This is a genomic window from Streptomyces sp. NPDC005799, assembly GCF_040630525.1.
GTDB classification, from domain to species: Bacteria; Actinomycetota; Actinomycetes; order Streptomycetales; family Streptomycetaceae; genus Streptomyces; species Streptomyces griseorubiginosus_B.
This window is the reverse complement of sequence record NZ_JBEXXQ010000009.1, coordinates 1-20,812: the sequence shown is the minus strand read 5'-3', so window position 1 is coordinate 20,812 and position 20,812 is coordinate 1. Positions and strand designations below refer to the sequence as shown.

Genomic DNA, 20,812 nt, shown 5'->3' with positions numbered 1-20,812 from the left:
AGCTCACCGCATGACGAAGAACCTCAGCAACCTCAGTGTCCTGGTCTCCGGCGCGAGCGTCGCCGGCCCCGCCGTCGCCCTCGACCTGGCCCGTCTCGGCGCCCGGGTGACCGTCGTCGAGAAGGCCCCCGAGCTGCGCGGCGGCGGCTTCGCGGTCGACTTCCGCGGCCACGTCCACCGCAAGGTCCTCACCTCCATGGGCATCTGGGACGAGATCCACGCCCGTCAGACCCACATGGGCCGCCAGACCGTCGTCGACGCGGACGGCACCCCGCGCGTGGACCTGCCCGCGGACATGATGAGCGGCGACGTGGAGATCTTCCGCGGCGAACTCGCGCGGATCATGTACGAGCGGACGAAGGACGACGTCGAGTACGTCTTCGGGGACTCGATCGCCACCCTCGCCGAGGACCCGCAGGGCGTGGACGTCACCTTCGAGCGGGGCGCTCCCCGACGCTTCGACCTGGTCGTCGGCGCGGACGGACTGCACTCCCACACCCGACGGCTGGTCTTCGGCGACGAATCCCGCTACCTGCGCTTCTTCGACCACTACGTGGCCGGCTTCGACGTCCCCAACCATCTGGGCCTCGACCGGACCGGTCGGGTCTACAGCGAGCCCGGCCGCGCGGTCGTCGTCGGCAACTACGACGGCGACCCGGACCGCGCCGGCGCGCTGCTGGTCTTCCGGTCCGAGGAACTGCGCTACGACCGCCGGGACGTCACCGCGCAGAAGCGGATCCTCAGGGAGCGTTTCGCCGGGCTGGGCTGGGAGGGGCCGGCAATCCTCAAGGCTCTGGAAGAGACAGGCGACCTGTACTTCGACGCCATCGCCCAGATCCACGTCGACCGCCTCACCAAGGGACGCGTGGCGCTGCTCGGCGACGCCGGGTACGGGGCGACCATGGGCGGCATGGGCACGGGCGTGGCGATCGTCGGCGCGTACGTCCTCGCCGGTGAACTCGCCCTAGCCGACGGCGACTTCCGCACCGCCTTCGCGGAGTACGAGACCCGGATCCGGGACTTCGCCAAGGGCTGCCAGAAGATCTCCGGGAACGCGGGCCCGTTCTTCGCCCCGGCGACCGAGCGGCGCATCCGCAGCCGGGACCGGATGTACCGGATCCTCGCCTCCCGTCCGCTGGCCCGCTTCTTCAAGCGGATGACCGAGAAGGCGGCCACAGACATCAAGCTGAGGGAGTACCCGTTCTGAGCGCCCAGGCGTGGTCCACGGGCCCGATCCCGCCGCCGAGCGCGAAGCCGGCGGCGACGGCCCCGGTGACGTACTCCTTGGCGGCGGCGACCGCCTCCGGCACCGTCCGCCCCTTCGCGAGCTGCGACGCGATCGCGGAGGCGAGGGTGCAGCCCGTGCCGTGCGTGTGCCGGTTGTCGTGCCGGGGCGCGCGCAGCCAGTACTCCTCGGTGCCGTCGGTGAGCAGGTCCACGGCGTCACCGGGCAGATGACCGCCCTTGACGAGCACCCATCGCGGTCCGTACGACAGCACGGCCGCCGCGGCCTCCTTGAGCTGTCCCTCCGACTCGACCCGCACACCGGTGAGTTGGGCGACCTCGTCGAGGTTCGGGGTCGCCACGGTCGCGACCGGCAGGAGCCGCTCGCGTACGGACTCCAGAGCGGAGGCGGCCAGCAGCGGGTCCCCGTGCTTGGAGACACCCACCGGGTCGACGACCGCCGGGGCGTCCGTCCCGGCGATCAACTCGGCCACGACCTCGACGAGTTCGGCCGAGGCCAGCATCCCGGTCTTGACCGCCTGTACGCCGATGTCGTCGACCACGCTCCGGTACTGCGCCCGCACCGCCTCCACCGGCAGCTCCCAGGCGCCCTGCACACCAAGGGAGTTCTGCGCGGTGACGGCCGTGACGACGCTCATGCCGTGCACGCCGAGCGCAAGCATCGTCTTCAGGTCGGCCTGGATCCCGGCGCCTCCGCCGGAGTCCGACCCGGCGACCGTGAGCACCCGGGGCGGGAGGCTCATGACTCGATGTCCCCGAAGTGGTCCCAGCCGCCCTTGCTCGTCCACGGCGCCCCGTCGACCGTCACCTGGGGCAGCGCCGAGGGGTTGAGTACCTCCCCGATCACCTTCCAGCGCGCCGGGAGCTTCACGTCCGGCGGGAAGGTGGCCACGATCGCGTGGTCCTCTCCCCCGGTCAGCACCCACTGCATGGGATCGACACCGACGGCCTGTCCGATGTCGTTCATCTGCGAGGGGATGTCGATCGCGCCGGAGCGGATGTCGATGCGCACCTTGCTGGCCTCGGCGATGTGCCCGAGGTCGGCGATCAGCCCGTCGCTGACGTCGCACATCGCGGTCGCGCCGAGTCCCGCGGCCGCCGGGCCCGCGTGGTAGGGCGGCTCCGGACGCCGATGGGCCTCCACGAAGGCGCGCGGCGAGCGGAAGCCGCGGGAGAGCACCGCGTAGCCGGCCGCCGACCAGCCCAGCCAGCCGGTGACCGCGACGAGGTCGCCGGGCTGGGCGCCGCCCCGGGTGATGGGTTCCTGGTTGCGCAGATCGCCGAGCGCGGTGATCGACACCATGATCGTGTCGCCGCGTACGACATCGCCGCCGACCACGGAGGCGCCCGCGACCTGGCACTCGTCGCGGATACCGTCCATCAGCTCGCTCGGCCAGGTCACCGGCAGCTCGGCGGGCACGACCAGGCCGAGCAGCAGCGCGGTCGGCACGGCGCCCATGGCGGCGATGTCCGCGAGGTTCTGCGCGGCGGCCTTGCGGCCCACGTCGTACGCCGTGGACCAGTCACGGCGGAAGTGCCGGCCCTCCAGCAGGATGTCGGTCGAGGCCACCACCCGTCGGTCGGGCGCGGCCACCACCGCGGCGTCGTCGCCGGGGCCGACCCGGACCGCCGGGGTGGTGGTGAGACGGGAGGTGAGCTCCCTGATGAGCCCGAACTCCCCGAGCTCACCAACAGTGCCCTTCATTGCCCTTGCTCCCCTTCTGTCCCTTGCCGTTCCCGGTCGCGCGTCATCAGTGTCCTCGATACGGTCGAGGTGTCCGTCAACCTGTGTCGTGCCCACACCCCGGCGCGTGAGCCACGGCCTTCGCGGGTCTCCCCGCGGCGCGCGGCGACGCGATACCGTGGCGTTCCTTTTCCCCACATGATCCTCGTGGCCGCCCTGGAGGTTCCGTGGTACAGGCGTACATCCTGATCCAGACGGACGTCGGCAAAGCGTCGACCGTCGCCGAGACGATCAGCAAGATTCCTGGGGTGATCCAGGCCGAGGACGTGACAGGACCCTATGACGTGATCGTGCGCGCGCAGGCCGACACCGTGGACGACCTGGGCCGCCTGGTGGTCGCGAAGGTCCAGCAGGTGGACGGCATCACCCGTACCCTGACCTGCCCGGTCGTCCATCTGTAGCCCCCGTCTACCCTTGGCCGGTGAACATCTTCCGTCACCGGCTCACCGGCCTGCCCGTGCTCGCCCTGCTGATCACGCTCGCGGGCTGCTCCTCGGCAGACGACAGTGCCAGAGCCGCGGTTCCCTCGCCGGGTGCGACGGTGACCGGGCTGTGCCAGAAGCTGGACAAGGTGCTGCCGGCCGAGGTGGACGGTCGGGATCGCCGGGATCCCGAGCCCGCGTCCGCGCTGACCGCGGGCTGGGGGAACCCGGCGATCATACTGCGCTGCGGTGTCGTACGGCCCGCGAAGATGAGCGATCCGGAGGCCGACGGGGTCGAGGTGAACGGGGTGGGCTGGCTGCTGGAGAAGCAGGGCGACGGCTCGTTCCGCTTCACCACGACCCTGCGCAGGGCGTATGTCGAGGTCACCATCCCCAAGGGCCGCACGGGAGACGGCCTGTCCCCGCTCGTCGACCTGGCTCCGGGGATAAAGAAGGCGATCCCCGAAGGGATCGCCGACTAACCGTGCCCGATTGACTGTGCCCGACTGACTGTGCCCGACCGACTGTGCCCGGCTAGCGAAGGCCGGTCGACCTGCGCAGGGCCGCCTGGATGAGCCGGTCCACCAGCTCCGGGTAGCCGATGCCGCTCGCCTGCCACATCTGCGGGTACATCGAGATGGGCGTGAAACCGGGCAGGGTGTTGATCTCGTTGATGACGAAGCCCTCGTCGGTGAGGAAGAAGTCCGCGCGCACCAGGCCCTCGCAGGAGGCCGCCTCGAAGGCCTCCACCGCCAGGCGCTGGACCTCGGCCGTCTCCTCCGGGGTCAGGGGCGCGGGCACGATCCCCGGGGTCGAGTCGATGTACTTGGCCTCGAAGTCGTAGTACGCGTGCGCGTCCGGCGGCGGGATCTCCGCGGGGACGGAGGCCCGCGGACCGTCCTCGAACTCCAGCACCCCGCACTCGATCTCGCGCCCCACCACCGCCGCCTCGACCAGGATCTTCGGGTCGTGGCGCTGGGCCTCCGCGATCGCCTCGTCCAGCCCGGACAGGTCGTCGACCTTGGTGATGCCGATCGACGAACCCGCGCGCGCGGGCTTCACGAACAGCGGCCAGCCGTGCTCGCCGGCGAAGTCCACGATCTTCCTGCGGGCCGCGGACTCGTCCCGCTCCCACTCCCGGGGCCGGATCACCACGTACGGGCCGACCTTCAGCCCGAAGGAGGTGAACACCCGCTTCATGTACTCCTTGTCCTGGCCGACGGCCGAGGCGAGCACGCCCGCACCCACGTACGGGACACCGGAGAGCTCCAGCAGGCCCTGCAGGGTGCCGTCCTCGCCGTACGGGCCGTGCAGGACGGGGAAGACCACGTCGACCTCGCCGAGCGCCTTGGGCACCGATCCGGGCTCGCTGACGACGACTTCGCGGTTGCCGGGGTCGAGGGGGAGCACCACGCCGCCCTCGCCCGACTCGGCCACGTCCTCGACCTCCGGGGTACGGCGGTCGGTGATCGCCATGCGGTCCGGCTCGTCTGCGGTCAGGGCCCAGCGGCCTTCCCGCGTGATGCCGATCGGCAGGACGTCGTACTTCGTCCGGTCGATGGCCTTGAGGACGGCGCCGGCGGTGACCACGGAGATCCCGTGTTCGGAGCTGCGCCCGCCGAACACGACGGCCACGCGCGGCTTACGAGGCGGCTGCTCAGGGCTCTGGGGAAGGTTCTCGGTGCTCATATCGCGTTGAGAGTACCCGTTGGTAGTGCCCTGAGACAGCGTGCGCCGCGGGGGGTCGCTCAGTGTCGTTCCGGCTTCGCGCTGCGCGACATCAGTTCCTTCAACGCCACGACGGGCGGCTTGCCTTCGTGAACGATGTCGACGACCGTCTCCGTGATCGGCATCTCCACACCGTGTCGGCGGGCCAGATCCGCCACCGACTCGCAGGACTTGACGCCCTCCGCGGTCTGCTTGGTGACCGCGATGGTCTCCTGCAGGGTCATGCCCTTGCCGAGGTTGGTGCCGAAGGTGTGGTTGCGGGACAGCGGCGAGGAGCAGGTGGCCACCAGGTCGCCCAGGCCGGCGAGCCCGGAGAAGGTCAGCGGGTCGGCGCCCAGCGCGAGACCGAGCCGCGTGGTCTCGGCGAGGCCGCGCGTGATGAGCGAGCCCTTGGCGTTGTCGCCGAGCCCCATGCCGTCCGCGATGCCGACCGCGAGCCCGATGACGTTCTTGACCGCGCCGCCCAGTTCGCAGCCGACCACGTCGGTGTTCGTGTAGGGCCGGAAGTACGGCGTGTGGCAGGCCGCCTGGAGCCGCTGGGCCACCGCCTCGTCGGTGCAGGCGACCACGGCGGCGGCCGGCATCCGGGCGGCGATCTCACGGGCGAGGTTGGGCCCGGTGACGACGGCGACACGGTCCGCGCCGACCTTGGCGACGTCCTCGATCACCTCGCTCATCCGCATGGCGGAGCCGAGTTCGACGCCCTTCATGAGGGAGACGAGAACCGTGTCCGGGGCGAGCAGCGGGACCCAGTCGGCGAGGTTGGCGCGCAGGGTCTGGGAGGGGATCGCCAGTATCGTGAAGTCGGCGTCGCGCGCGGCCTCGGCGGCGTCCGCGGTCGCCCGGAGGTTCTCCGGGAGTTCGACTCCGGGGAGGTAGTCGGGGTTCGTACGCGAGGAGTTGACCGCTTCGGCGAGTTCGGCGCGGCGGCCCCAGAGGGTCACCTCGCAGCCCGCGTCGGCGAGCACCACACCGAAGGCGGTGCCCCATGAACCGGTACCGAAGACCGCCGCCTTGACGGGCCTGCTCACTTGCTCGTCTCCCCCTCGTGACCGGACTGCGCCTGGGTCCTGCGCCGCTGCTCGACGCGCTCGCGGCGCGGGTCGTACGGCGTCTCGGGCGCCTTCTCGCCGCGGATCTCCTCCAGCAGGCGGGTGATCGCGGCCATGATGACCTCGGTGGCCTCCCTGAGCACGTCCGCGGTCATCTCCTTGCCGTAGAACCGCGTGAGGTCCACGGGCGGGCCCGCGAGCACGTGGTGGGTCTTGCGCGGCAGGATGTGCGGCTTGGTGCTGTACGGCGGCAGCAGTTCGTTGGCGCCCCACTGGGCGACGGGGATGACCGGGCACCGGGTCTGCAGGGCGACGCGCGCCGCACCGGTCTTGGCGGTCATGGGCCAGCCGTCGGGGTCGCGAGTGATCGTTCCCTCGGGGTAGAACACCACGCACTCACCGCGCTCCACGGCGTCGACCGCGGCGCGAAAGGCGCTGAGCGCGTCGGTGGACTCGCGGTAGACGGGGATCTGTCCGGTGCCGCGCATCGCGGCACCGACGAATCCCTTCTTGAAAAGCCCGCTCTTCGCGAGGAATCGCGGGACCCGTCCGGTGTTGTACTGGTAGTGCGCGTACGCGAAGGGGTCCACGTGGGAATTGTGGTTCACCGCGGTGATAAATCCGCCCTCGGCCGGAATGTGCTCCATTCCGTGCCAGTCCCGCTTGATCAGAACCACCAGCGGCGGTTTGCAGAGCACCGCGGCGAAGCGGTACCAGAAGCCGATTCTGCGGCGGGGCACGCGCACACCTTCCTCTAGGGGCCAAGGACGTCGGCCCGGTACATCGGGCCGGGGGGCCGCACAAGTCTCGCCCCAGGCCGCCGGTCTGTCGAGAACACCGTACGCCCCGACGCCCGGACCACCAGATGGTCCAGGTGACGGCTGAGTGACAATGACCGCGACTAGAGAGGGACGGAACGCTCGTGCAGTGGACGTTGGTCATACCCGTGAAGCCCCTGGCGCGGGCCAAGAGCCGGCTCTCGGACACCGCCCACGACGGGGTGCGCCCGGGCCTCGCCCTCGCGTTCGCCCAGGACACGGTGGCCGCGGCGCTGGCCTGCCCGGCGGTGAAGGATGTGGCGGTCGTCACGGACGACGCCCTGGCCGGCCGCGAGCTGGCCGCGCTGGGCGCCCGTGTCGTCACCGACGAGCCGCGCGGCGGGCTGAACGCGGCCCTGGCGCACGCGGTGGCCGCCGTGCGCGCCGACCGGCCCGCCGCCCCGGTGGCCGCCTTGAACGCCGACCTCCCGGCGCTGCGCTCCCTGGAATTGGCCCGGGTCCTGGACACGGCGGCGGAATTCCCGCGCGCATTCATGCCGGATGCCGCGAATATCGGCACCACTCTGCTGGCCGCTGCCCCGGGCCGGGAATTGCTGCCGGCATTCGGTACGGATTCCCGGGCCCGGCATCGCGCGTCCGGCGCCGTGGAACTGACGCTCGACGACGTGGACTCGGTGCGCCAGGACGTGGACACCGGCGACGATCTGCGGGCCGCGCTGGCCCTCGGGGTGGGTCCCCGGACGGCGGCCGTGGCCGCGCGGTTGCTGATCCCGGGACAGTAGGCTGCGCTTCATGCAGGCGACCGCGTACACCTACGACGCCGTGACGCGCAGCGGCAGTGTGCTGCTCGACGACGGAACCCCCGTCCCGTTCGACGCCGAGGCGTTCGACGCGGGCGGGCTGAGGCTGCTCAGGCCCGGTCAGCGGGTACGGATCGAGGTCGAGGGAGCCGAGGACGGCCCGCACATCACTCTGGTGACGCTGCAGACCTTCTGACCCGGCCGTCCCACAACGCGCCGCGGGCCGGACTCCACGGGGAGTCCGGCCCGGCGCGTGAGTGCCCCTGTGCCCTTACCTGGTGCGGGCCGTGGCCTTCTTGGCGGTGCTGCGGGCGGCCGACTTCTTGGCGGGGGCCTTCTTGGCCGGCGCCTTCTTGGCCGTCGCCTTCTTGGCGGTGGTCTTCTTCGCCGCGGAGGTCTTGGCGGCGCCCGTGGTCTTCTTGGCCGTCGTCTTCTTCGCGGTCGTCTTCTTGGCGGTGGCCGTGGTCTTCTTGGCCGTCGTCTTCTTCGCGGTGGTCTTCTTCGCGGCGGCCGCCTTCGTGGTCGCCTTCTTCGCCGCGGCCTTCTTCACGGTCGTCGAAGCACCGCCGGTCAGGCTGCCCTTGGGCGCCTTCTTGACGGCGACCTCGCCGCCGCGGGGGAGCTTCTTCGAGCCGCTGACCAGGTCCTTGAAGCCCTGGCCCGCGCGGAAGCGCGGAACGGAGGTCTTCTTGACCCGAACCCGCTCGCCCGTCTGGGGGTTGCGGGCGTAGCGGGCCGGACGGTCGACCTTCTCGAACGAACCGAAGCCGGTGACCGAGACCCGGTCACCCCCGACCGTCGCGCGGACGATGGCGTCCAGGACCGCGTCGACAGCGTCGGCTGCCTGCTGGCGGCCGCCGAGCTTGTCGGCAATCGCTTCTACGAGCTGCGCCTTGTTCACGTCTTCCCCTTCGGAGACATCGCCAGAACGAAAGTGTTCAAGCTTTTTCGCACGTTAGGCAGATATATACCGCAAATCAAACACGAAACGGGCTAATCACCCGTGCGCCGCAACGAACTCGACTGCCCCGGCTGCGATCAGTGGTCCTCTTCGGGGATTCGCCCCTCGTCGAGGTCCGCTCCGAACGCCTCCAGACGCCTTGCCGCGTCGGCGAGATCGTGCTTGGCCGCGGCCGTAATGACCAGCAGCTTCCGGGTCAGCGCCATCCGTACGCCCTCCGGGACTTGCAGTGCGCGCACTCTTGCGTGCGCTTCCTTGAGTTGGCCCGCGACCGCCGCATAGAGCTCGAGTTGGCCGTCGTGTTCCATGCACAGATTGTGCCATCTGGGGCGAGTTGTCGCCTGCCCAGGGGGCAACTGCCACCTCAAACGGCCGTCCGGGCGTCTGCGGAAGTCACGGCTACAACCCTCGCGTACCCCGGCAACCCCCTTTCTAACGTGGGAAGTTGAACGAAGTCCAAGAGCCACGCGGGGCCGATCGGGTGCAGACATGGCAGTACCCCCGATCGGGCTGATCGGGGGTACCGGGTGGCTGAAACCAGCCGTGTTCAGATGCTCCGGAGGGGGCCGGAATCAGACCTGGAGCGTCTTCGGCTTGTACGAGGGCCGCTTCGCCTCGTAGGCGGCGATGTCCGACTCGTTCTGGAGGGTGATGGAGATGTCGTCCAGCCCGTTCAGCAGCCGCCAGCGGGAGTTCTCGTCCAGCTCGAAGGAGGCGGTGATCCCCTCGGCACGCACCTCGCGGGCCTCGAGGTCGACGGTGATCTCCGCCTCGGGGTCCTTCTCGGTGAGCTCCCACAGGGCGTCCACGATCTTCTGCTCCAGAACCACGGTGAGCAGGCCGTTCTTCAGCGAGTTGCCGCGGAAGATGTCGGCGAACCGGGAGGAGATCACGGTCTTGAAGCCGTAGTTCTGCAGCGCCCACACCGCGTGCTCACGGGAGGAGCCGGTGCCGAAGTCCGGGCCCGCGACCAGGACGCTGGCGCCCTTGCGCTCCGGGCGGTTGAGGATGAAGTTCTCGTCCTTGCGCCAGGCCTCGAACAGCCCGTCCTCGAAACCGTCCCGGGTCACCTTCTTGAGCCAGTGAGCAGGGATGATCTGGTCGGTGTCGACGTTGGAGCGGCGCAGCGGAACCGCCCGGCCGGTGTGCGTGGTGAATGCTTCCATGACTCTCAGACTCCAGCGGGCGCGGCGGCGGTTACGTCGGTCAGGTCGGCGGGCGAGGCCAGGTGGCCCAGCACGGCGGTCGCGGCGGCGACCTGCGGCGAGACCAGGTGCGTACGGCCGCCCTTGCCCTGCCGTCCCTCGAAGTTGCGGTTGGAGGTGGAGGCGGAGCGCTCACCCGGGGCCAGCTGGTCGGGGTTCATGCCGAGGCACATCGAGCAGCCCGCGTGCCGCCATTCGGCGCCGGCCTCCTTGAAGACGACGTCCAGGCCCTCGGAGACGGCCTGCAGACCCACGCGCGCGGAGCCCGGGACGACCAGCATCCGTACGCCGTCGGCGACTTTGCGGCCCTTGAGGAGCTCGGCCGCGGCCCGCAGGTCCTCGATGCGGCCGTTCGTGCAAGAACCTACGAAGACGGTGTCCACGTTGATGGAGCGCAGCGGCTGTCCGGCCGCCAACCCCATGTATTCCAGGGCCTTTTCGGCGGCGAGGCGCTCCGAAGCGTCTTCGTACGAAGCCGGGTCGGGGACGGACGCCGAAAGCGGCGCGCCCTGGCCGGGGTTGGTGCCCCAGGTGACGAACGGCGACAGCGAGGCGGCGTCGATGACCACCTCGGCGTCGAACTCGGCGTCCTCGTCGGTCCTCAGCGTCTTCCAGTACGCGACGGCCGCGTCCCACTCCTCGCCCTCGGGGGCGTGCGGACGGCCCTTGAGGTAGGCGAAGGTCGTCTCGTCGGGGGCGATCATGCCCGCGCGGGCACCGGCCTCGATCGACATGTTGCAGATGGTCATCCGGGCCTCCATCGAGAGCTTCTCGATGGCGGAGCCGCGGTACTCCAGGATGTAGCCCTGGCCGCCGCCGGTACCGATCTTGGCGATGATCGCCAGGATCAGGTCCTTGGCGGTGACGCCCTCGGGCAGCTCGCCCTCGACCGTGATCGCCATGGTCTTCGGGCGGGCCAGCGGCAGCGTCTGGGTGGCCAGCACGTGCTCGACCTGCGAGGTGCCGATGCCGAACGCCAGCGCGCCGAAGGCACCGTGCGTGGAGGTGTGCGAGTCACCGCAGACGACCGTCGTACCGGGCTGGGTCAGGCCCAGCTGCGGACCGACGACGTGCACGACGCCCTGCTCGACGTCGCCCAGCGGGTGCAGCCGGACCCCGAACTCGGCGCAGTTCTTGCGCAGCGTCTCCAGCTGGGCCCGGGAGACCGGGTCCGCGATCGGCTTGTCGATGTCGAGGGTCGGGGTGTTGTGGTCCTCGGTCGCGATGGTGAGGTCGAGACGGCGCACCGGGCGGCCGTTCTGACGCAGGCCGTCGAAGGCCTGCGGGCTGGTCACCTCGTGCAGGAGGTGGAGATCGATGAAGAGGAGGTCGGGCTCGCCCTCGGCGCGCCGGACGACGTGGTCGTCCCAGACCTTCTCCGCGAGTGTCCTACCCATCGCTTTCCCTCCGGCCGGCAAACGTCCACCGGCCCAACTAGAGATCTTGAGAGACGGCGCACCCGGCCCCTGTTCACGGGCGTCCGTCATCCGGCCCGTTCGGTCAGCGGGCCGCTGTGGATACAAGGGTTGCGCGTCTCACGAAAAAAGGAACTTGCGTTTCACAGAGTGAGACGTGAGTATCGTTGCATGGACAACAGTAGCGGCGTCGGCGTTCTGGACAAGGCAGCCCTTGTCCTGAGCGCCCTCGAGTCCGGCCCGGCCACCCTCGCGGGACTGGTGGCGGCCACCGGGCTGGCACGACCGACGGCCCATCGACTGGCCGTGGCCCTGGAGCACCACCGCATGGTGGCACGCGACATGCAGGGCCGTTTCATTCTCGGCCCCCGGCTGGCCGAGCTCGCGGCCGCGGCCGGCGAGGACCGCCTGCTCGCGACGGCCGGCCCGGTGCTCACGCATCTGCGCGACGTCACGGGCGAGAGCGCCCAGCTCTACCGCCGCCAGGGCGACATGCGCATCTGCGTCGCCGCGGCGGAGCGGCTGTCCGGCCTTCGGGACACCGTCCCGGTCGGCTCGACGCTCACCATGAAGGCCGGCTCCTCCGCGCAGATCCTGATGGCCTGGGAGGAGCCCGAGCGCCTCCACCGCGGCCTGCAGGGCGCCCGCTTCACGGCGACGGCCCTGTCGGGCGTACGGCGTCGCGGCTGGGCCCAGTCCATCGGCGAGCGCGAGCCGGGCGTCGCCTCCGTCTCGGCGCCCGTACGCGGCCCGTCCAACCGTGTGGTGGCCGCCGTCTCGGTCTCCGGCCCCATCGAGCGCCTGACCCGCCACCCCGGCCGTATGCACGCCCAGGCGGTCATCGACGCCGCCGCCCGTCTGTCGGAGGCCCTGCGCCGCACCGGCTGACGTGCGGGCACCCACGGGAACGTCGACGGGGAGGGCCCGCCTCAACGCCGCGGCAGACCCTCCCCGCTCCCCCGCCCCGCCTGTGCTCTCCCTATCTCAGCCGGTCTTCTCCGCCACCGGCGGCTGCTGCGAGCGGTGGGCGAACCGGTCCTTCGCGTACCGTCCGCGCCTCTCCAGCGGGATCTGCCCGTGTGCGGCGGCCAGCCCGAACGCGGGCATGTCGCCGTAGATGGACTCGTACGACCCCTCGGGCACGATGTATGTCTCGTGCCAGATGCCGACCTGCCCGCGTAGTTTTCCGGCGCGCTCCTTGTGGTTGACCGTGGCCCACGCCTTGTGATGGAAGGCGTCCGGCGCGGTCGCGTAGGCGTACAGCTTCTCCTTGGACTTCCAGTACTGCACGACGTAGTACGTGCGCGGCGAGGCCGTCAGCAGGACGTGGCCGAGCATTCCCCGCTCCGGGGCCTTCACCAGCTCGCGCAGCATGCGGAGCATCGCGAGCATCACCGGGAGCCACAGACGCACGGCCCGGAACTGATTGATCCGCATGCCGATCAGCAGGACGACGACATCGCCCTTCGCGTCGGCGGTCGTTCGGGACACCATGTGACCACTTCCCCCTGGTTGGTTCCTCTGGCTGGTGGGTTCCCCTGGTTGGCGAGCAGCGCTATCCGAGTGGCGATGATTGGATAGTGACGGTATCCGAGAAGGAGCGCAAGACATGCGGCTCGCCGAACTGAGCACCCGTAGCGGGGTGTCCGTCGCGACGATCAAGTACTACCTGCGCGAAGGGCTGTTGCCGCAGGGCCGTCAGATCAACGCGACGACCTCCGAGTACGACGAGGAGCATCTGCGCCGGTTGCGACTGGTGCGCGCGATGATCCAGATCGGCCGGGTGCCGGTGGCGACCGTGCGCGAGGTGCTGGGACACGTCGACGACGACTCCCTGGGCCGCACGATCCGGCTGGGCGCGGCCCTGTGGGCGCTGCCGCAGGTGCCCGAGCCCGACGAGGACGACGAGTACGTGCGGGCAGCGCACCGGGAGGTCGGCGCGCTGCTGGACCGGCTCGGCTGGCAGCACGCCCGGCAGCTGACGTCCATCTCCCCCGCGTACCGCTCGCTGGTGGTGGCGCTGGCCGCGTTCCGCCGGCTCGGCTTCGACTGGGGAGCCGAACAGCTCGCGCCGTACGCCGAGTTGATGCACCGGACGGCCGTGCTGGACCTGGACAGCATGGAGGCATACCCGTCGGACGCGGAGCAGGTCGAGTTCGCGATCCTGGGGGCGATCCTCAACGAGCCCGCTCTGCAGGCACTGCACCGGCTGGCCCAGGAGGAGGAGTCGGCGCGGCGGTACGGGTTCGAATGAACCCGGACAACCCCGGACAACACAGAAGGCCCTCCGCCGAAGCGAAGGGCCTTCTTGTTGTACCCCCGACCGGATTCGAACCGGCGCTACCGCCTTGAGAGGGCGGCGTGCTAGGCCGCTACACAACGGGGGCGTGGATCATGCAAGCGTTTAATGTGCAACGCCGCAGATCCGAGCTGGTCTACCTGGACTCGAACCAAGACTAACTGAACCAGAATCAGTCGTGCTGCCAATTACACCATAGACCAATGTGGTTTAGACCAGTTCGTACCCCCGACCGGATTCGAACCGGCGCTACCGCCTTGAGAGGGCGGCGTGCTAGGCCGCTACACAACGGGGGCCCTAGCGATCCCGAGTTGATCGAGATCAGTACCCCCGACCGGATTCGAACCGGCGCTACTGCCTTGAGAGGGCAGCGTGCTAGGCCGCTACACAACGGGGGCGATGCGGGTGCAGTGCTTCAGTCAAAACACCCGCGAGCTGGCCTACCTGGACTCGAACCAAGACTAACTGAACCAGAATCAGTCGTGCTGCCAATTACACCATAGGCCACTGGAACGCAAGCCCCTGCGGGGATCTTGTTCTAGTTTGCTCCTCCGGTTTCCGGCCTTTCGGCCCGCTCCCCGGCGGCGCAGGAAGAACATTACCCGAAGGTGGACGGGGCTCCAAAACGGGTATCCGCGCCGAGGACCGCGGGGAGTTCGGCGAGGGAGGCGATGCGGTGCGGGCCGGTGGGGGCGTCCCCGGCGGCGTACACACCGTTGCGATCGATCCACACGGACTTCAGCCCGGCCTCGGCGGCACCGCGCCCGTCGATCTCCGGATGGTCGCCGACGTACGCGACCTCGTGCGGAGCCAGCCCCAGGGCGTCGCAGGCGGCCAGGAACGCGGCGGCCTCCGGCTTGGAGACGCCGAGTTCGGCGGCGCACAGGATGACCTCGAAGCGGTTGTGCACGCCGAGGACGCGCAGCTTGCGGTCCTGGACGGTGAGGCTGGAGTTGGACAGCACGGCATGCCGGTGGCTGGCCGCGAGGGCGTCCAGGACGGGCAGGACGTCCGGGAAGAGGGCCCAGGCGGCCTCGTAGTGACGCAGGTAACGCGCGAACCAGTCGTCGGCCTCGGCGTCGCTCAGCGCCTCGCCCAGGAAGACGCGGATGCGCTCCCGGCGCTGTCCCTCGAAGGTGACCTCGCCCGCCGAGAACCGCGCCCACTGCTGGTCGGTGATCTCCCGCCAGCGCACGACGGCCTCCGCCACGGTGCCGTACCCGTCCAGCAACCCCTCGGCGGCGAGATGGGCTCCCATGCCGACGCGGTCAGCGGTGGTGTAGTCGAAGAGGGTGTCGTCGACGTCCCAGACAACGGCTCTGATCACCCTCACAGACTGGCACACTCGGGGCATGAGCGAGTATCGCGTCCAGTTCACCGTCGAGGCCCGTGCGGCCTACGACGCGCTGCCTCCCTCGCGCCAGGCTCACCTGGACAAGGCCGTGCGGATATTGGCGCGCGACCCGTTCCGGAAGCATGCGACCGCCCCGTTGGGTCCCGACGAGCATCTGCGCAAGGCGTACGTCGCACCCGGCGTGATGCTGGAGTACGTGGTGGCCGGGGCGATCATGGTCGTCGTCGTGCTGGAGATCTTCGACGAGAGCGCCTATCTGATCGACGAAACCGACGCGGAGTGACCGAAAGGCGAAGGGGCGGCACCCGGAATCTCCGGGTGCCGCCCCTTCCATGTGCGTGACCTACGCCGCCAGCTTCTCCAGCGCCGCGTCGATCCTCGCCAGCGTCTTCTCCTTGCCCAGGATCTGCAGGGACTCGAAGAGGGGGAGGCCGACCGTGCGGCCGGTGACGGCGACGCGGACCGGGGCCTGGGCCTTGCCGAGCTTCAGGCCGTGGGTCTCACCGGCGGCCAGGACGGCCTCCTTCAGGGCCTCGGGGGAGGTCCAGTCGGCCGACTCCAGCTTCTCGCGTGCCGTGCGGAGCAGGGCGTCGCTGCCCTCCTTCATCGCCTTGGTCCAGGACGCCTCGTCGAAGACCGGCTCGGGGAGGAAGAGGAAGTCGACGTTGTCGGTGATCTCGGAGAGGACCTTCAGGCGGGTCTGGGCGTGCGGGGCGATCGCCTGCCACTTGGACTCGTCGAAGTCCTCGGGGGCCCAGGGGGCGAACGGTGCCTTCAGCCACGGGGAACAGCGCTCCGTGAAGTCCTTCACGTCCAGCAGCCGGATGTGGTCGGCGTTGATCGCCTCGCACTTCTTGAGGTCGAAGCGCGCCGGGTTGGGGTTCACGTCCGTGATGTCGAAGGCGGCCACCATCTCCTCGACGGAGAAGATGTCCTGGTCCGCGGAGAGCGACCACCCCAGCAGGGAGAGGTAGTTGAGCAGACCCTCGGGCAGGAAGCCGCGCTCCCGGTAGAGGTTGAGCGAGGACTGCGGGTCGCGCTTGGACAGCTTCTTGTTGCCCTCGCCCATGACGTAGGGCAGATGACCGAAAGCCGGGATCTGCTTCGCGACGCCGAGCTCGATCAGCGCCTTGTAGAGGGCGATCTGGCGAGGGGTGGAGGAGAGCAGGTCCTCGCCGCGCAGGACGTGGGTGATCTCCATCAACGCGTCGTCGACCGGGTTGACCAGGGTGTACAGCGGGGCGCCGTTCGCGCGGACGATGCCGTAGTCGGGCACGTTCTCCGGGGTGAAGGTCAGCTCGCCGCGGACCAGGTCCGTGAAGGTGATCGTCTCGTCGGGCATGCGGAAGCGGACGATCGGGGTGCGGCCCTGCGCCTTGTACTCCTCGACCTGCGCCTCGGTGAGGTCGCGGCAGTGGCCGTCGTAGCCGGACGGCCTGCCGGCGGCGCGGGCGGCCTCACGGCGGGTGTCCAGCTCCTCCTGGGAGCAGTAGCAGTAGTAGGCGTGACCGGCGTCGAGCAGCTTGGCCGCGACGTCCCGGTAGAGGTCCATGCGCTGCGACTGGCGGTACGGCGCGTGCGGTCCGCCGACCTCGGGGCCCTCGTCCCAGTCGAAGCCCAGCCAGCGCATCGCCTCGAGCAGCTGGTTGTACGACTCCTCGGAGTCGCGGGCCGCGTCGGTGTCCTCGATGCGGAAGACGAGCGTGCCCTGGTGGTGGCGGGCGAAGGCCCAGTTGAACAGGGCGGTGCGGACCAGGCCCACATGGGGGTTACCGGTGGGCGAGGGACAGAACCGTACTCGGACGGCGGGGGCGGGTGCGCTAGCCACGCTTGACAACCTTGTTGGTGAGAGTGCCGATGCCTTCGATGGTGACGGCGACCTCGTCGCCGACGGTGAGCGGCCCGACGCCTGCCGGGGTGCCCGTGAGGATCACGTCGCCGGGGAGCAGCGTCATGGCCTCGGAGATGTTGACGATCAGGTCCTCGATGGGGTGGATCATCTCGCTGGTGCGGCCGAGCTGACGTTGTTCGCCGTTGACGGTGAGCTGGATGGTCAGGTCGGACGCCCTGGCGAGGTCGAGGTCCGTCTCCACCCAGGGACCGAGCGGGCAGGAGCTGTCGAAGCCCTTCGCCCGCGCCCACTGCTTCTCGCGCCGCTGCACGTCGCGGGCGGTGACGTCGTTCGCGCAGGTGTAGCCGAAGATCACGTCGGCCACGCGCTCGCGCGGGACCTCGCGGCACAGTCGGCCGATCACCACGGCCAGCTCGGCCTCGTGGTGCAGTTCCTCGGAGAAGGAGGGGTACTGGATGTCGTCGCCGGAGCCGATGACCGACGTCGACGGCTTGAAGAAGGCGAACGGCGCGTCCGGGACCTCGTTGCCCAGCTCCCTCGCGTGCTCCGCGTAGTTGCGGCCGAAGGCCACGACCTTGTTGGGGAGCACCGGCGGCAGCAGCCTGACCTTGCTCAGCGGGACCTTCGTGCCGGAGAGCTCGAAGTCCGCGAACGGGATGCCCTTGATGATGTCGAGGACGAGCTCGTCGGGCCTGTCGCCCTCGACCGCGCCGAAGGCGACGTTCCCGTCGATGGAGAATCTGGCGATGCGCACGGGATCCTTGCGCCCCTCACTGAGCCGGCTGGAGTCTGACGCTCCAGGCTAGCGCGGCAGCAGGAAGTCGCCTCGCGCATCACCGCCCGCAGGGGCGCCGGGAAAAGATCGCGGAGGCCCTGAGTGATCTACGCTGGGTGTGCGTACTAGTCCGCGACAGAAGCGGTGGCGGGGACGTCCACGAGGATGGTGCGCCTGGGGTTGGCGGTCTGCGTGGGAAGATCGACGGAGTGCTCCTGCTGCTCGGGGAGCTGCAGCGCGTCGGCGTCCTCGAGGTGGGCCAGCGTGGTACGCCGCGGGTTGGCTATGTTGCGGAACATCATCGTCGTCTTCACGGTTGCACTGGACCTTGTCGTCAGTCGCGGGTGGGTGGTTGGCAGTTGCCTGCTTGTTGTAAAGCGTCAGGCTAAACATCCAATTCCCCGCCGAAGCCGCGAAGTCCCCTTGATCAGCATGTGAGTTTGCTCACGGAGTCACGGGCAATCCGGTCAATTCAGGCCCGCAACCCACCTCGACGAAACGGACATTGACTCCCTGAAGCCATCATTCCGCTCCTGATCATGGCGACTGGGACACCCGTACCCGCCGAGGGACTCGCGGGTATTTGTCCGCTATGGCGCGGATCTCGCTCTACGTCCGGTGACCCGGCACTCACATGGTGTCACGTAGGTCACGGCATGGTCCGTGAGCCTTGTTGGAGATCCGGCACTGTGCTGGAATGCCACGGACCGCCGCAGGATCGAGCCGGCGCACAGGGGGCGCGAGGGAGCGCCGAGTGGCGGTGAGAACGGGGGAGCCAGCGCCGGTCACTCACGACTACCGGGGGGCGCGTTCAGGGCGCTTTCCACAACGCCGACACCGTGTCTTTCCGTTCACGCGGAGGGGCGCCTGGTCCAGAGGTTGCGACGCTAGTGCAGGGACGTTTCAAGAGGGATGGCAGTGCTCCGGCGGAGCCGGAGCCGCACGGCGGGACTGGCCCCGTAAAAGGCAGTTCCTCCCCCCAGCACGCCCAGAACCCGGGCCCGGCCCCGTCCGGCGACGGCGGTGAGCGCCCCGGGCGCCCCGGCGTGTCGGCATCTTCGGGTTCACCGGCCCCCACCCCGGCGGTCAAGCCGCCCAAGGGCCCGAGCGGCCCCGGCTCGCGCGTCGCGCTGCGCAACTGGCGCATCTCCACGCGTCTGGTCTCGCTGCTCGCGCTCCCCGTGGTCGCCGCCACCTCGCTGGGCGCGCTGCGCATCAGCGACAACATGAACGACATCCAGCAGCTCGACAACATGAAGCTGCTGACGGACATGACCAAGCAGGCCACCGAGCTGGCCGCCGCCCTCCAGGAGGAGCGCGACCAGTCCGCGGGTCCGCTGGCGCACGGCTCGAAGTCCAGCGACTACACGGTCAAGGGCTACCGGGACAAGACGGACCGGGCCAAGAACAACTTCATCGACGCGGCCGAGGAGATCGACGCCTCCGGCAAGGACGGCTCGCTGCAGGGCGTGCGCGACAGCCTCGTCGGTGTGGTCGGCGACCTCGAGACGCTGTCGAAGATCCGCGCCGGCGCCTACGAGACCAAGCTCAACTCCTCGCAGACGGTCGAGGCCTACCACCGCCTCATCACCCACCTGCTGGACCTCTCGCAGGACATGGCCGAGGCCACCAGCAACCCCGAGATGATCCAGCGCACCCGCTCGCTGGCCGCGTTCTCCTCCGCCAAGGAGTACGCGTCCATGCAGCGCGCGGTCCTCGCGGCGGCGCTGCCGGCGAACAACACCACCGTCGGTGACCTCTCGGAGAACGACCGCCTGTACGCCCAGTCGGCGCTGCAGAGCGAGACCTCCGACCTGCGCAGCTTCAAGAGCATCTACGGCACCGAGCAGGCCGTCTCGCTCCTCAAGCCCATCGAGGAGAACAACGCGACGATCACGGCGACCGACAAGTACGCCAGCCGCGCCCTCGCCTCCCAGGGCGGTCTGGACGACCTGCCCAAGCGCTCGTACCAGGACTGGGTGGACGACAGCTCGACCAAGATCGAGCAGATGAAGAAGATCGAGCACACGCTGCTCGAGGACATGGAGCAGAAGGCCCGCGCGCTGCGCTCCGCCTCCGAGCGCGAGGCGATCATCTCCGGTGCGCTGATCCTGCTCGTGCTCGGTGTCTCCCTCGTCGGCGCCTTCGTCATCGCCCGGTCCATGATCCGCTCGCTGCGCCGGCTGCAGGAGACCGCCAACAAGGTCGCCCAGGACCGCCTGCCCGAGCTGGTCGCGCAGCTGTCGGAGTCGGACCCGCAGGACGTCGACACCTCCGTCGAGTCGGTCGGTGTGCACTCCCGGGACGAGATCGGCCAGGTGGCCGCGGCCTTCGACGACGTCCACCGCGAGGCGGTCCGCCTCGCCGCCGAGCAGGCCCTGCTGCGGGGCAACGTCAACGCGATGTTCACCAACCTCTCGCGCCGCTCCCAGGGCCTCATCCAGCGTCAGCTCTCGCTCATCTCCGAACTGGAGTCCCGCGAGGCCGACCCGGACCAGCTGTCCTCGCTGTTCAAGCTCGACCACCTCGCGACGCGTATGCGCCGTAACGGTGAGAACCTCCTCGTCCTCGCCGGTGAGGAGCCGGGCCGCCGGTGGACCCGTCCGGTCCCGCTGGTCGACGTGCTCCGCGCCGCCGCCTCCGAGGTGGAGCAGTACGAGCGCATCGAGCTGGCCGCCGTGCCCACCACCGAGGTCGCCGGCCGCGTGGTCAACGACCTCGTGCACCTGCTCGCCGAGCTGCTCGAGAACGCGACCTCCTTCTCCTCGCCGCAGACCAAGGTCAAGGTCACCGGTCACGCGCTGCCCGACGGCCGCGTCCTGATCGAGATCCACGACACCGGTATCGGCCTCTCCCCCGAGGACCTCGCGGCGATCAACGAGCGGCTCGCCTCGCCGCCCACCGTGGACGTCTCCGTCTCCCGCCGCATGGGTCTGTTCGTGGTCGGCCGCTTGTCCCAGCGCCACGGCATCCGCATCCAGCTGCGCCCGTCCGACTCCGGTGGTACGACCGCGCTGGTCATGCTGCCCGTGGACGTCGCCCAGGGCGGCAAGAAGCCGCAGGGCAAGCCGGGCCAGGGCGGTGCCGGTGGTCCGGCCGCGGCGCAGGCCGCCGCCGGTGCGGCCGCGGCACGGCGCCAGGCCGGTGCCGGTGCGCCGGGCGGACCGGCTCTCGGGGCCGG

At 69.8% G+C, this 20,812-nt stretch carries 23 protein-coding genes and 5 tRNA genes; 9 read left to right on the top strand and 19 right to left on the bottom strand.

Annotated elements, in window-relative coordinates:
- The first annotated feature begins 10 nt into the window (after positions 1-10).
- A complete protein-coding gene (locus tag ABZ453_RS11075; protein WP_359013803.1) occupies positions 11-1,207 on the top strand; it encodes an FAD-dependent monooxygenase in 1,197 nt (398 codons plus the stop codon).
- Here ABZ453_RS11075 and thiD read toward each other — a convergent pair.
- Positions 1,182-1,988, bottom strand: a complete 807-nt coding sequence (gene thiD, locus ABZ453_RS11070; RefSeq protein ID WP_359013801.1) for a bifunctional hydroxymethylpyrimidine kinase/phosphomethylpyrimidine kinase — start codon at positions 1,986-1,988, stop codon at positions 1,182-1,184. The genes ABZ453_RS11075 and thiD overlap by 26 nt on opposite strands.
- A complete protein-coding gene (locus ABZ453_RS11065; protein ID WP_133046760.1) occupies positions 1,985-2,950 on the bottom strand; it encodes a thiamine-phosphate kinase in 966 nt (321 codons plus the stop codon). Before ABZ453_RS11065 ends, thiD begins: the two co-directional genes overlap by 4 nt.
- 206 nt (positions 2,951-3,156) lie before the next feature.
- Between ABZ453_RS11065 and ABZ453_RS11060 the strand changes: the two genes are divergently transcribed.
- The gene (locus ABZ453_RS11060) at positions 3,157-3,390 is read left to right on the top strand and encodes an Lrp/AsnC ligand binding domain-containing protein (protein ID WP_057616476.1); all 234 of its coding nucleotides are present in this window, start codon (positions 3,157-3,159) and stop codon (positions 3,388-3,390) included.
- 20 nt (positions 3,391-3,410) lie between these two features.
- Positions 3,411-3,893 (top strand): DUF3515 domain-containing protein, encoded by a 483-nt coding sequence (locus tag ABZ453_RS11055; protein WP_359013798.1) that lies wholly within the window; start codon positions 3,411-3,413, stop codon positions 3,891-3,893.
- Between the two features lie 52 nt (positions 3,894-3,945).
- Here ABZ453_RS11055 and ABZ453_RS11050 read toward each other — a convergent pair whose 3' ends face one another.
- From ABZ453_RS11050 to ABZ453_RS11040, 3 genes are read right to left on the bottom strand one after another with little or no spacing between them, the layout of a single operon-like run.
- Positions 3,946-5,100, bottom strand: coding sequence for a D-alanine--D-alanine ligase family protein (locus ABZ453_RS11050; protein ID WP_359013796.1), 1,155 nt, complete (start codon positions 5,098-5,100; stop codon positions 3,946-3,948).
- 59 nt (positions 5,101-5,159) lie between these two features.
- On the bottom strand, positions 5,160-6,170 hold the full coding sequence (locus ABZ453_RS11045) for an NAD(P)H-dependent glycerol-3-phosphate dehydrogenase (protein WP_359013794.1): 1,011 nt from the start codon (positions 6,168-6,170) through the stop codon (positions 5,160-5,162).
- Positions 6,167-6,931: a 1-acyl-sn-glycerol-3-phosphate acyltransferase gene (locus tag ABZ453_RS11040; RefSeq protein WP_359013793.1), complete on the bottom strand. Its 765-nt coding sequence runs from the start codon at positions 6,929-6,931 to the stop codon at positions 6,167-6,169. Before ABZ453_RS11040 ends, ABZ453_RS11045 begins: the two co-directional genes overlap by 4 nt.
- A 182-nt stretch (positions 6,932-7,113) precedes the next feature.
- Between ABZ453_RS11040 and cofC the strand changes: the two genes are divergently transcribed.
- Positions 7,114-7,752, top strand: coding sequence for a 2-phospho-L-lactate guanylyltransferase (gene cofC, locus ABZ453_RS11035; RefSeq protein ID WP_359013791.1), 639 nt, complete (start codon positions 7,114-7,116; stop codon positions 7,750-7,752).
- A gap of 10 nt (positions 7,753-7,762) precedes the next feature.
- Positions 7,763-7,966, top strand: coding sequence for a hypothetical protein (locus ABZ453_RS11030; protein ID WP_359013789.1), 204 nt, complete (start codon positions 7,763-7,765; stop codon positions 7,964-7,966).
- 75 nt (positions 7,967-8,041) lie between these two features.
- Here ABZ453_RS11030 and ABZ453_RS11025 read toward each other — a convergent pair whose 3' ends face one another.
- The 4 genes from ABZ453_RS11025 to leuC form a co-directional block, all read right to left on the bottom strand.
- Entirely contained in the window at positions 8,042-8,671 is a 630-nt protein-coding gene (locus tag ABZ453_RS11025; RefSeq protein ID WP_359013787.1) for an HU family DNA-binding protein, read from the bottom strand.
- A 137-nt stretch (positions 8,672-8,808) separates the two neighbouring features.
- On the bottom strand, positions 8,809-9,039 hold the full coding sequence (locus ABZ453_RS11020; RefSeq protein ID WP_356772077.1) for a hypothetical protein: 231 nt from the start codon (positions 9,037-9,039) through the stop codon (positions 8,809-8,811).
- Positions 9,040-9,303: 264 nt separating this feature from the next.
- A complete protein-coding gene (gene leuD, locus ABZ453_RS11015; RefSeq protein WP_359013785.1) occupies positions 9,304-9,897 on the bottom strand; it encodes a 3-isopropylmalate dehydratase small subunit in 594 nt (197 codons plus the stop codon).
- A gap of 5 nt (positions 9,898-9,902) precedes the next feature.
- Positions 9,903-11,333, bottom strand: a complete 1,431-nt coding sequence (leuC, locus tag ABZ453_RS11010) for a 3-isopropylmalate dehydratase large subunit (RefSeq protein ID WP_359013783.1) — start codon at positions 11,331-11,333, stop codon at positions 9,903-9,905.
- A 189-nt stretch (positions 11,334-11,522) separates the two neighbouring features.
- On the opposite strand from leuC, the gene ndgR reads away from it, so the two are divergent.
- Complete coding sequence (gene ndgR, locus ABZ453_RS11005; protein ID WP_015036427.1) at positions 11,523-12,239, top strand: IclR family transcriptional regulator NdgR; 717 nt, start codon at positions 11,523-11,525, stop codon at positions 12,237-12,239.
- Between the two features lie 96 nt (positions 12,240-12,335).
- Here ndgR and ABZ453_RS11000 read toward each other — a convergent pair whose 3' ends face one another.
- A complete protein-coding gene (locus tag ABZ453_RS11000) occupies positions 12,336-12,845 on the bottom strand; it encodes a DUF4188 domain-containing protein (RefSeq protein WP_359013781.1) in 510 nt (169 codons plus the stop codon).
- 115 nt (positions 12,846-12,960) lie between these two features.
- Between ABZ453_RS11000 and ABZ453_RS10995 the strand changes: the two genes are divergently transcribed.
- Complete coding sequence (locus ABZ453_RS10995; protein ID WP_359013779.1) at positions 12,961-13,605, top strand: MerR family transcriptional regulator; 645 nt, start codon at positions 12,961-12,963, stop codon at positions 13,603-13,605.
- Positions 13,606-13,665: 60 nt separating this feature from the next.
- Here ABZ453_RS10995 and ABZ453_RS10990 read toward each other — a convergent pair.
- The 6 genes from ABZ453_RS10990 to ABZ453_RS10965 all read right to left on the bottom strand — a co-directional run bounded on the left by ABZ453_RS10990 (position 13,666) and on the right by ABZ453_RS10965 (position 14,977).
- Positions 13,666-13,738: transfer RNA gene (locus ABZ453_RS10990), tRNA-Glu, on the bottom strand.
- A 43-nt stretch (positions 13,739-13,781) separates the two neighbouring features.
- A tRNA-Gln gene (locus ABZ453_RS10985) sits at positions 13,782-13,853 on the bottom strand.
- 20 nt (positions 13,854-13,873) lie between these two features.
- A tRNA-Glu gene (locus ABZ453_RS10980) sits at positions 13,874-13,946 on the bottom strand.
- A gap of 29 nt (positions 13,947-13,975) precedes the next feature.
- Positions 13,976-14,048, bottom strand: a tRNA-Glu gene (locus tag ABZ453_RS10975).
- Between the two features lie 37 nt (positions 14,049-14,085).
- Positions 14,086-14,157 (bottom strand) — tRNA-Gln (locus ABZ453_RS10970).
- A 91-nt stretch (positions 14,158-14,248) separates the two neighbouring features.
- Positions 14,249-14,977, bottom strand: a complete 729-nt coding sequence (locus ABZ453_RS10965) for an HAD family hydrolase (RefSeq protein WP_359013777.1) — start codon at positions 14,975-14,977, stop codon at positions 14,249-14,251.
- Positions 14,978-15,002: 25 nt separating this feature from the next.
- On the opposite strand from ABZ453_RS10965, the gene ABZ453_RS10960 reads away from it, so the two are divergent.
- The gene (locus tag ABZ453_RS10960; RefSeq protein ID WP_359013775.1) at positions 15,003-15,287 is read left to right on the top strand and encodes a hypothetical protein; all 285 of its coding nucleotides are present in this window, start codon (positions 15,003-15,005) and stop codon (positions 15,285-15,287) included.
- A 60-nt stretch (positions 15,288-15,347) separates the two neighbouring features.
- On the opposite strand, the gene gltX is transcribed toward ABZ453_RS10960, so the two are convergent.
- The 3 genes from gltX to ABZ453_RS10945 form a co-directional block, all read right to left on the bottom strand.
- The gene (gene gltX / locus ABZ453_RS10955; RefSeq protein ID WP_359013773.1) at positions 15,348-16,832 is read right to left on the bottom strand and encodes a glutamate--tRNA ligase; all 1,485 of its coding nucleotides are present in this window, start codon (positions 16,830-16,832) and stop codon (positions 15,348-15,350) included.
- Positions 16,825-17,610: a fumarylacetoacetate hydrolase family protein gene (locus ABZ453_RS10950; protein WP_208784304.1), complete on the bottom strand. Its 786-nt coding sequence runs from the start codon at positions 17,608-17,610 to the stop codon at positions 16,825-16,827. The genes gltX and ABZ453_RS10950 overlap by 8 nt, the downstream gene beginning before the upstream one ends.
- A 146-nt stretch (positions 17,611-17,756) precedes the next feature.
- Positions 17,757-17,945, bottom strand: a complete 189-nt coding sequence (locus ABZ453_RS10945; RefSeq protein ID WP_359013771.1) for a hypothetical protein — start codon at positions 17,943-17,945, stop codon at positions 17,757-17,759.
- A 576-nt stretch (positions 17,946-18,521) separates the two neighbouring features.
- Here ABZ453_RS10945 and ABZ453_RS10940 point away from each other — a divergent pair.
- Positions 18,522-20,812, top strand: a 2,291-nt coding sequence (locus tag ABZ453_RS10940; protein WP_359013769.1) for a nitrate- and nitrite sensing domain-containing protein, incomplete at its 3' end; no start/stop codon positions are given.

Bases quoted from the DNA above. Each gene is read 5' to 3' on its own strand.
- ABZ453_RS11075 (WP_359013803.1), top strand. From the start codon at position 11: ATGACGAAGAACCTCAGCAACCTCAGTGTCCTGGTCTCCGGCGCGAGC.
- thiD (WP_359013801.1), bottom strand. From the start codon at position 1,988: ATGAGCCTCCCGCCCCGGGTGCTCACGGTCGCCGGGTCGGACTCCGGC.
- ABZ453_RS11065 (WP_133046760.1), bottom strand. From the start codon at position 2,950: ATGAAGGGCACTGTTGGTGAGCTCGGGGAGTTCGGGCTCATCAGGGAG.
- ABZ453_RS11050 (WP_359013796.1), bottom strand. From the start codon at position 5,100: ATGAGCACCGAGAACCTTCCCCAGAGCCCTGAGCAGCCGCCTCGTAAG.
- ABZ453_RS11030 (WP_359013789.1), top strand. From the start codon at position 7,763: ATGCAGGCGACCGCGTACACCTACGACGCCGTGACGCGCAGCGGCAGT.
- ABZ453_RS11020 (WP_356772077.1), bottom strand. From the start codon at position 9,039: ATGGAACACGACGGCCAACTCGAGCTCTATGCGGCGGTCGCGGGCCAA.
- leuD (WP_359013785.1), bottom strand. From the start codon at position 9,897: ATGGAAGCATTCACCACGCACACCGGCCGGGCGGTTCCGCTGCGCCGC.
- leuC (WP_359013783.1), bottom strand. From the start codon at position 11,333: ATGGGTAGGACACTCGCGGAGAAGGTCTGGGACGACCACGTCGTCCGG.
- ndgR (WP_015036427.1), top strand. From the start codon at position 11,523: ATGGACAACAGTAGCGGCGTCGGCGTTCTGGACAAGGCAGCCCTTGTC.
- ABZ453_RS11000 (WP_359013781.1), bottom strand. From the start codon at position 12,845: ATGGTGTCCCGAACGACCGCCGACGCGAAGGGCGATGTCGTCGTCCTG.
- ABZ453_RS10995 (WP_359013779.1), top strand. From the start codon at position 12,961: ATGCGGCTCGCCGAACTGAGCACCCGTAGCGGGGTGTCCGTCGCGACG.
- ABZ453_RS10960 (WP_359013775.1), top strand. From the start codon at position 15,003: ATGAGCGAGTATCGCGTCCAGTTCACCGTCGAGGCCCGTGCGGCCTAC.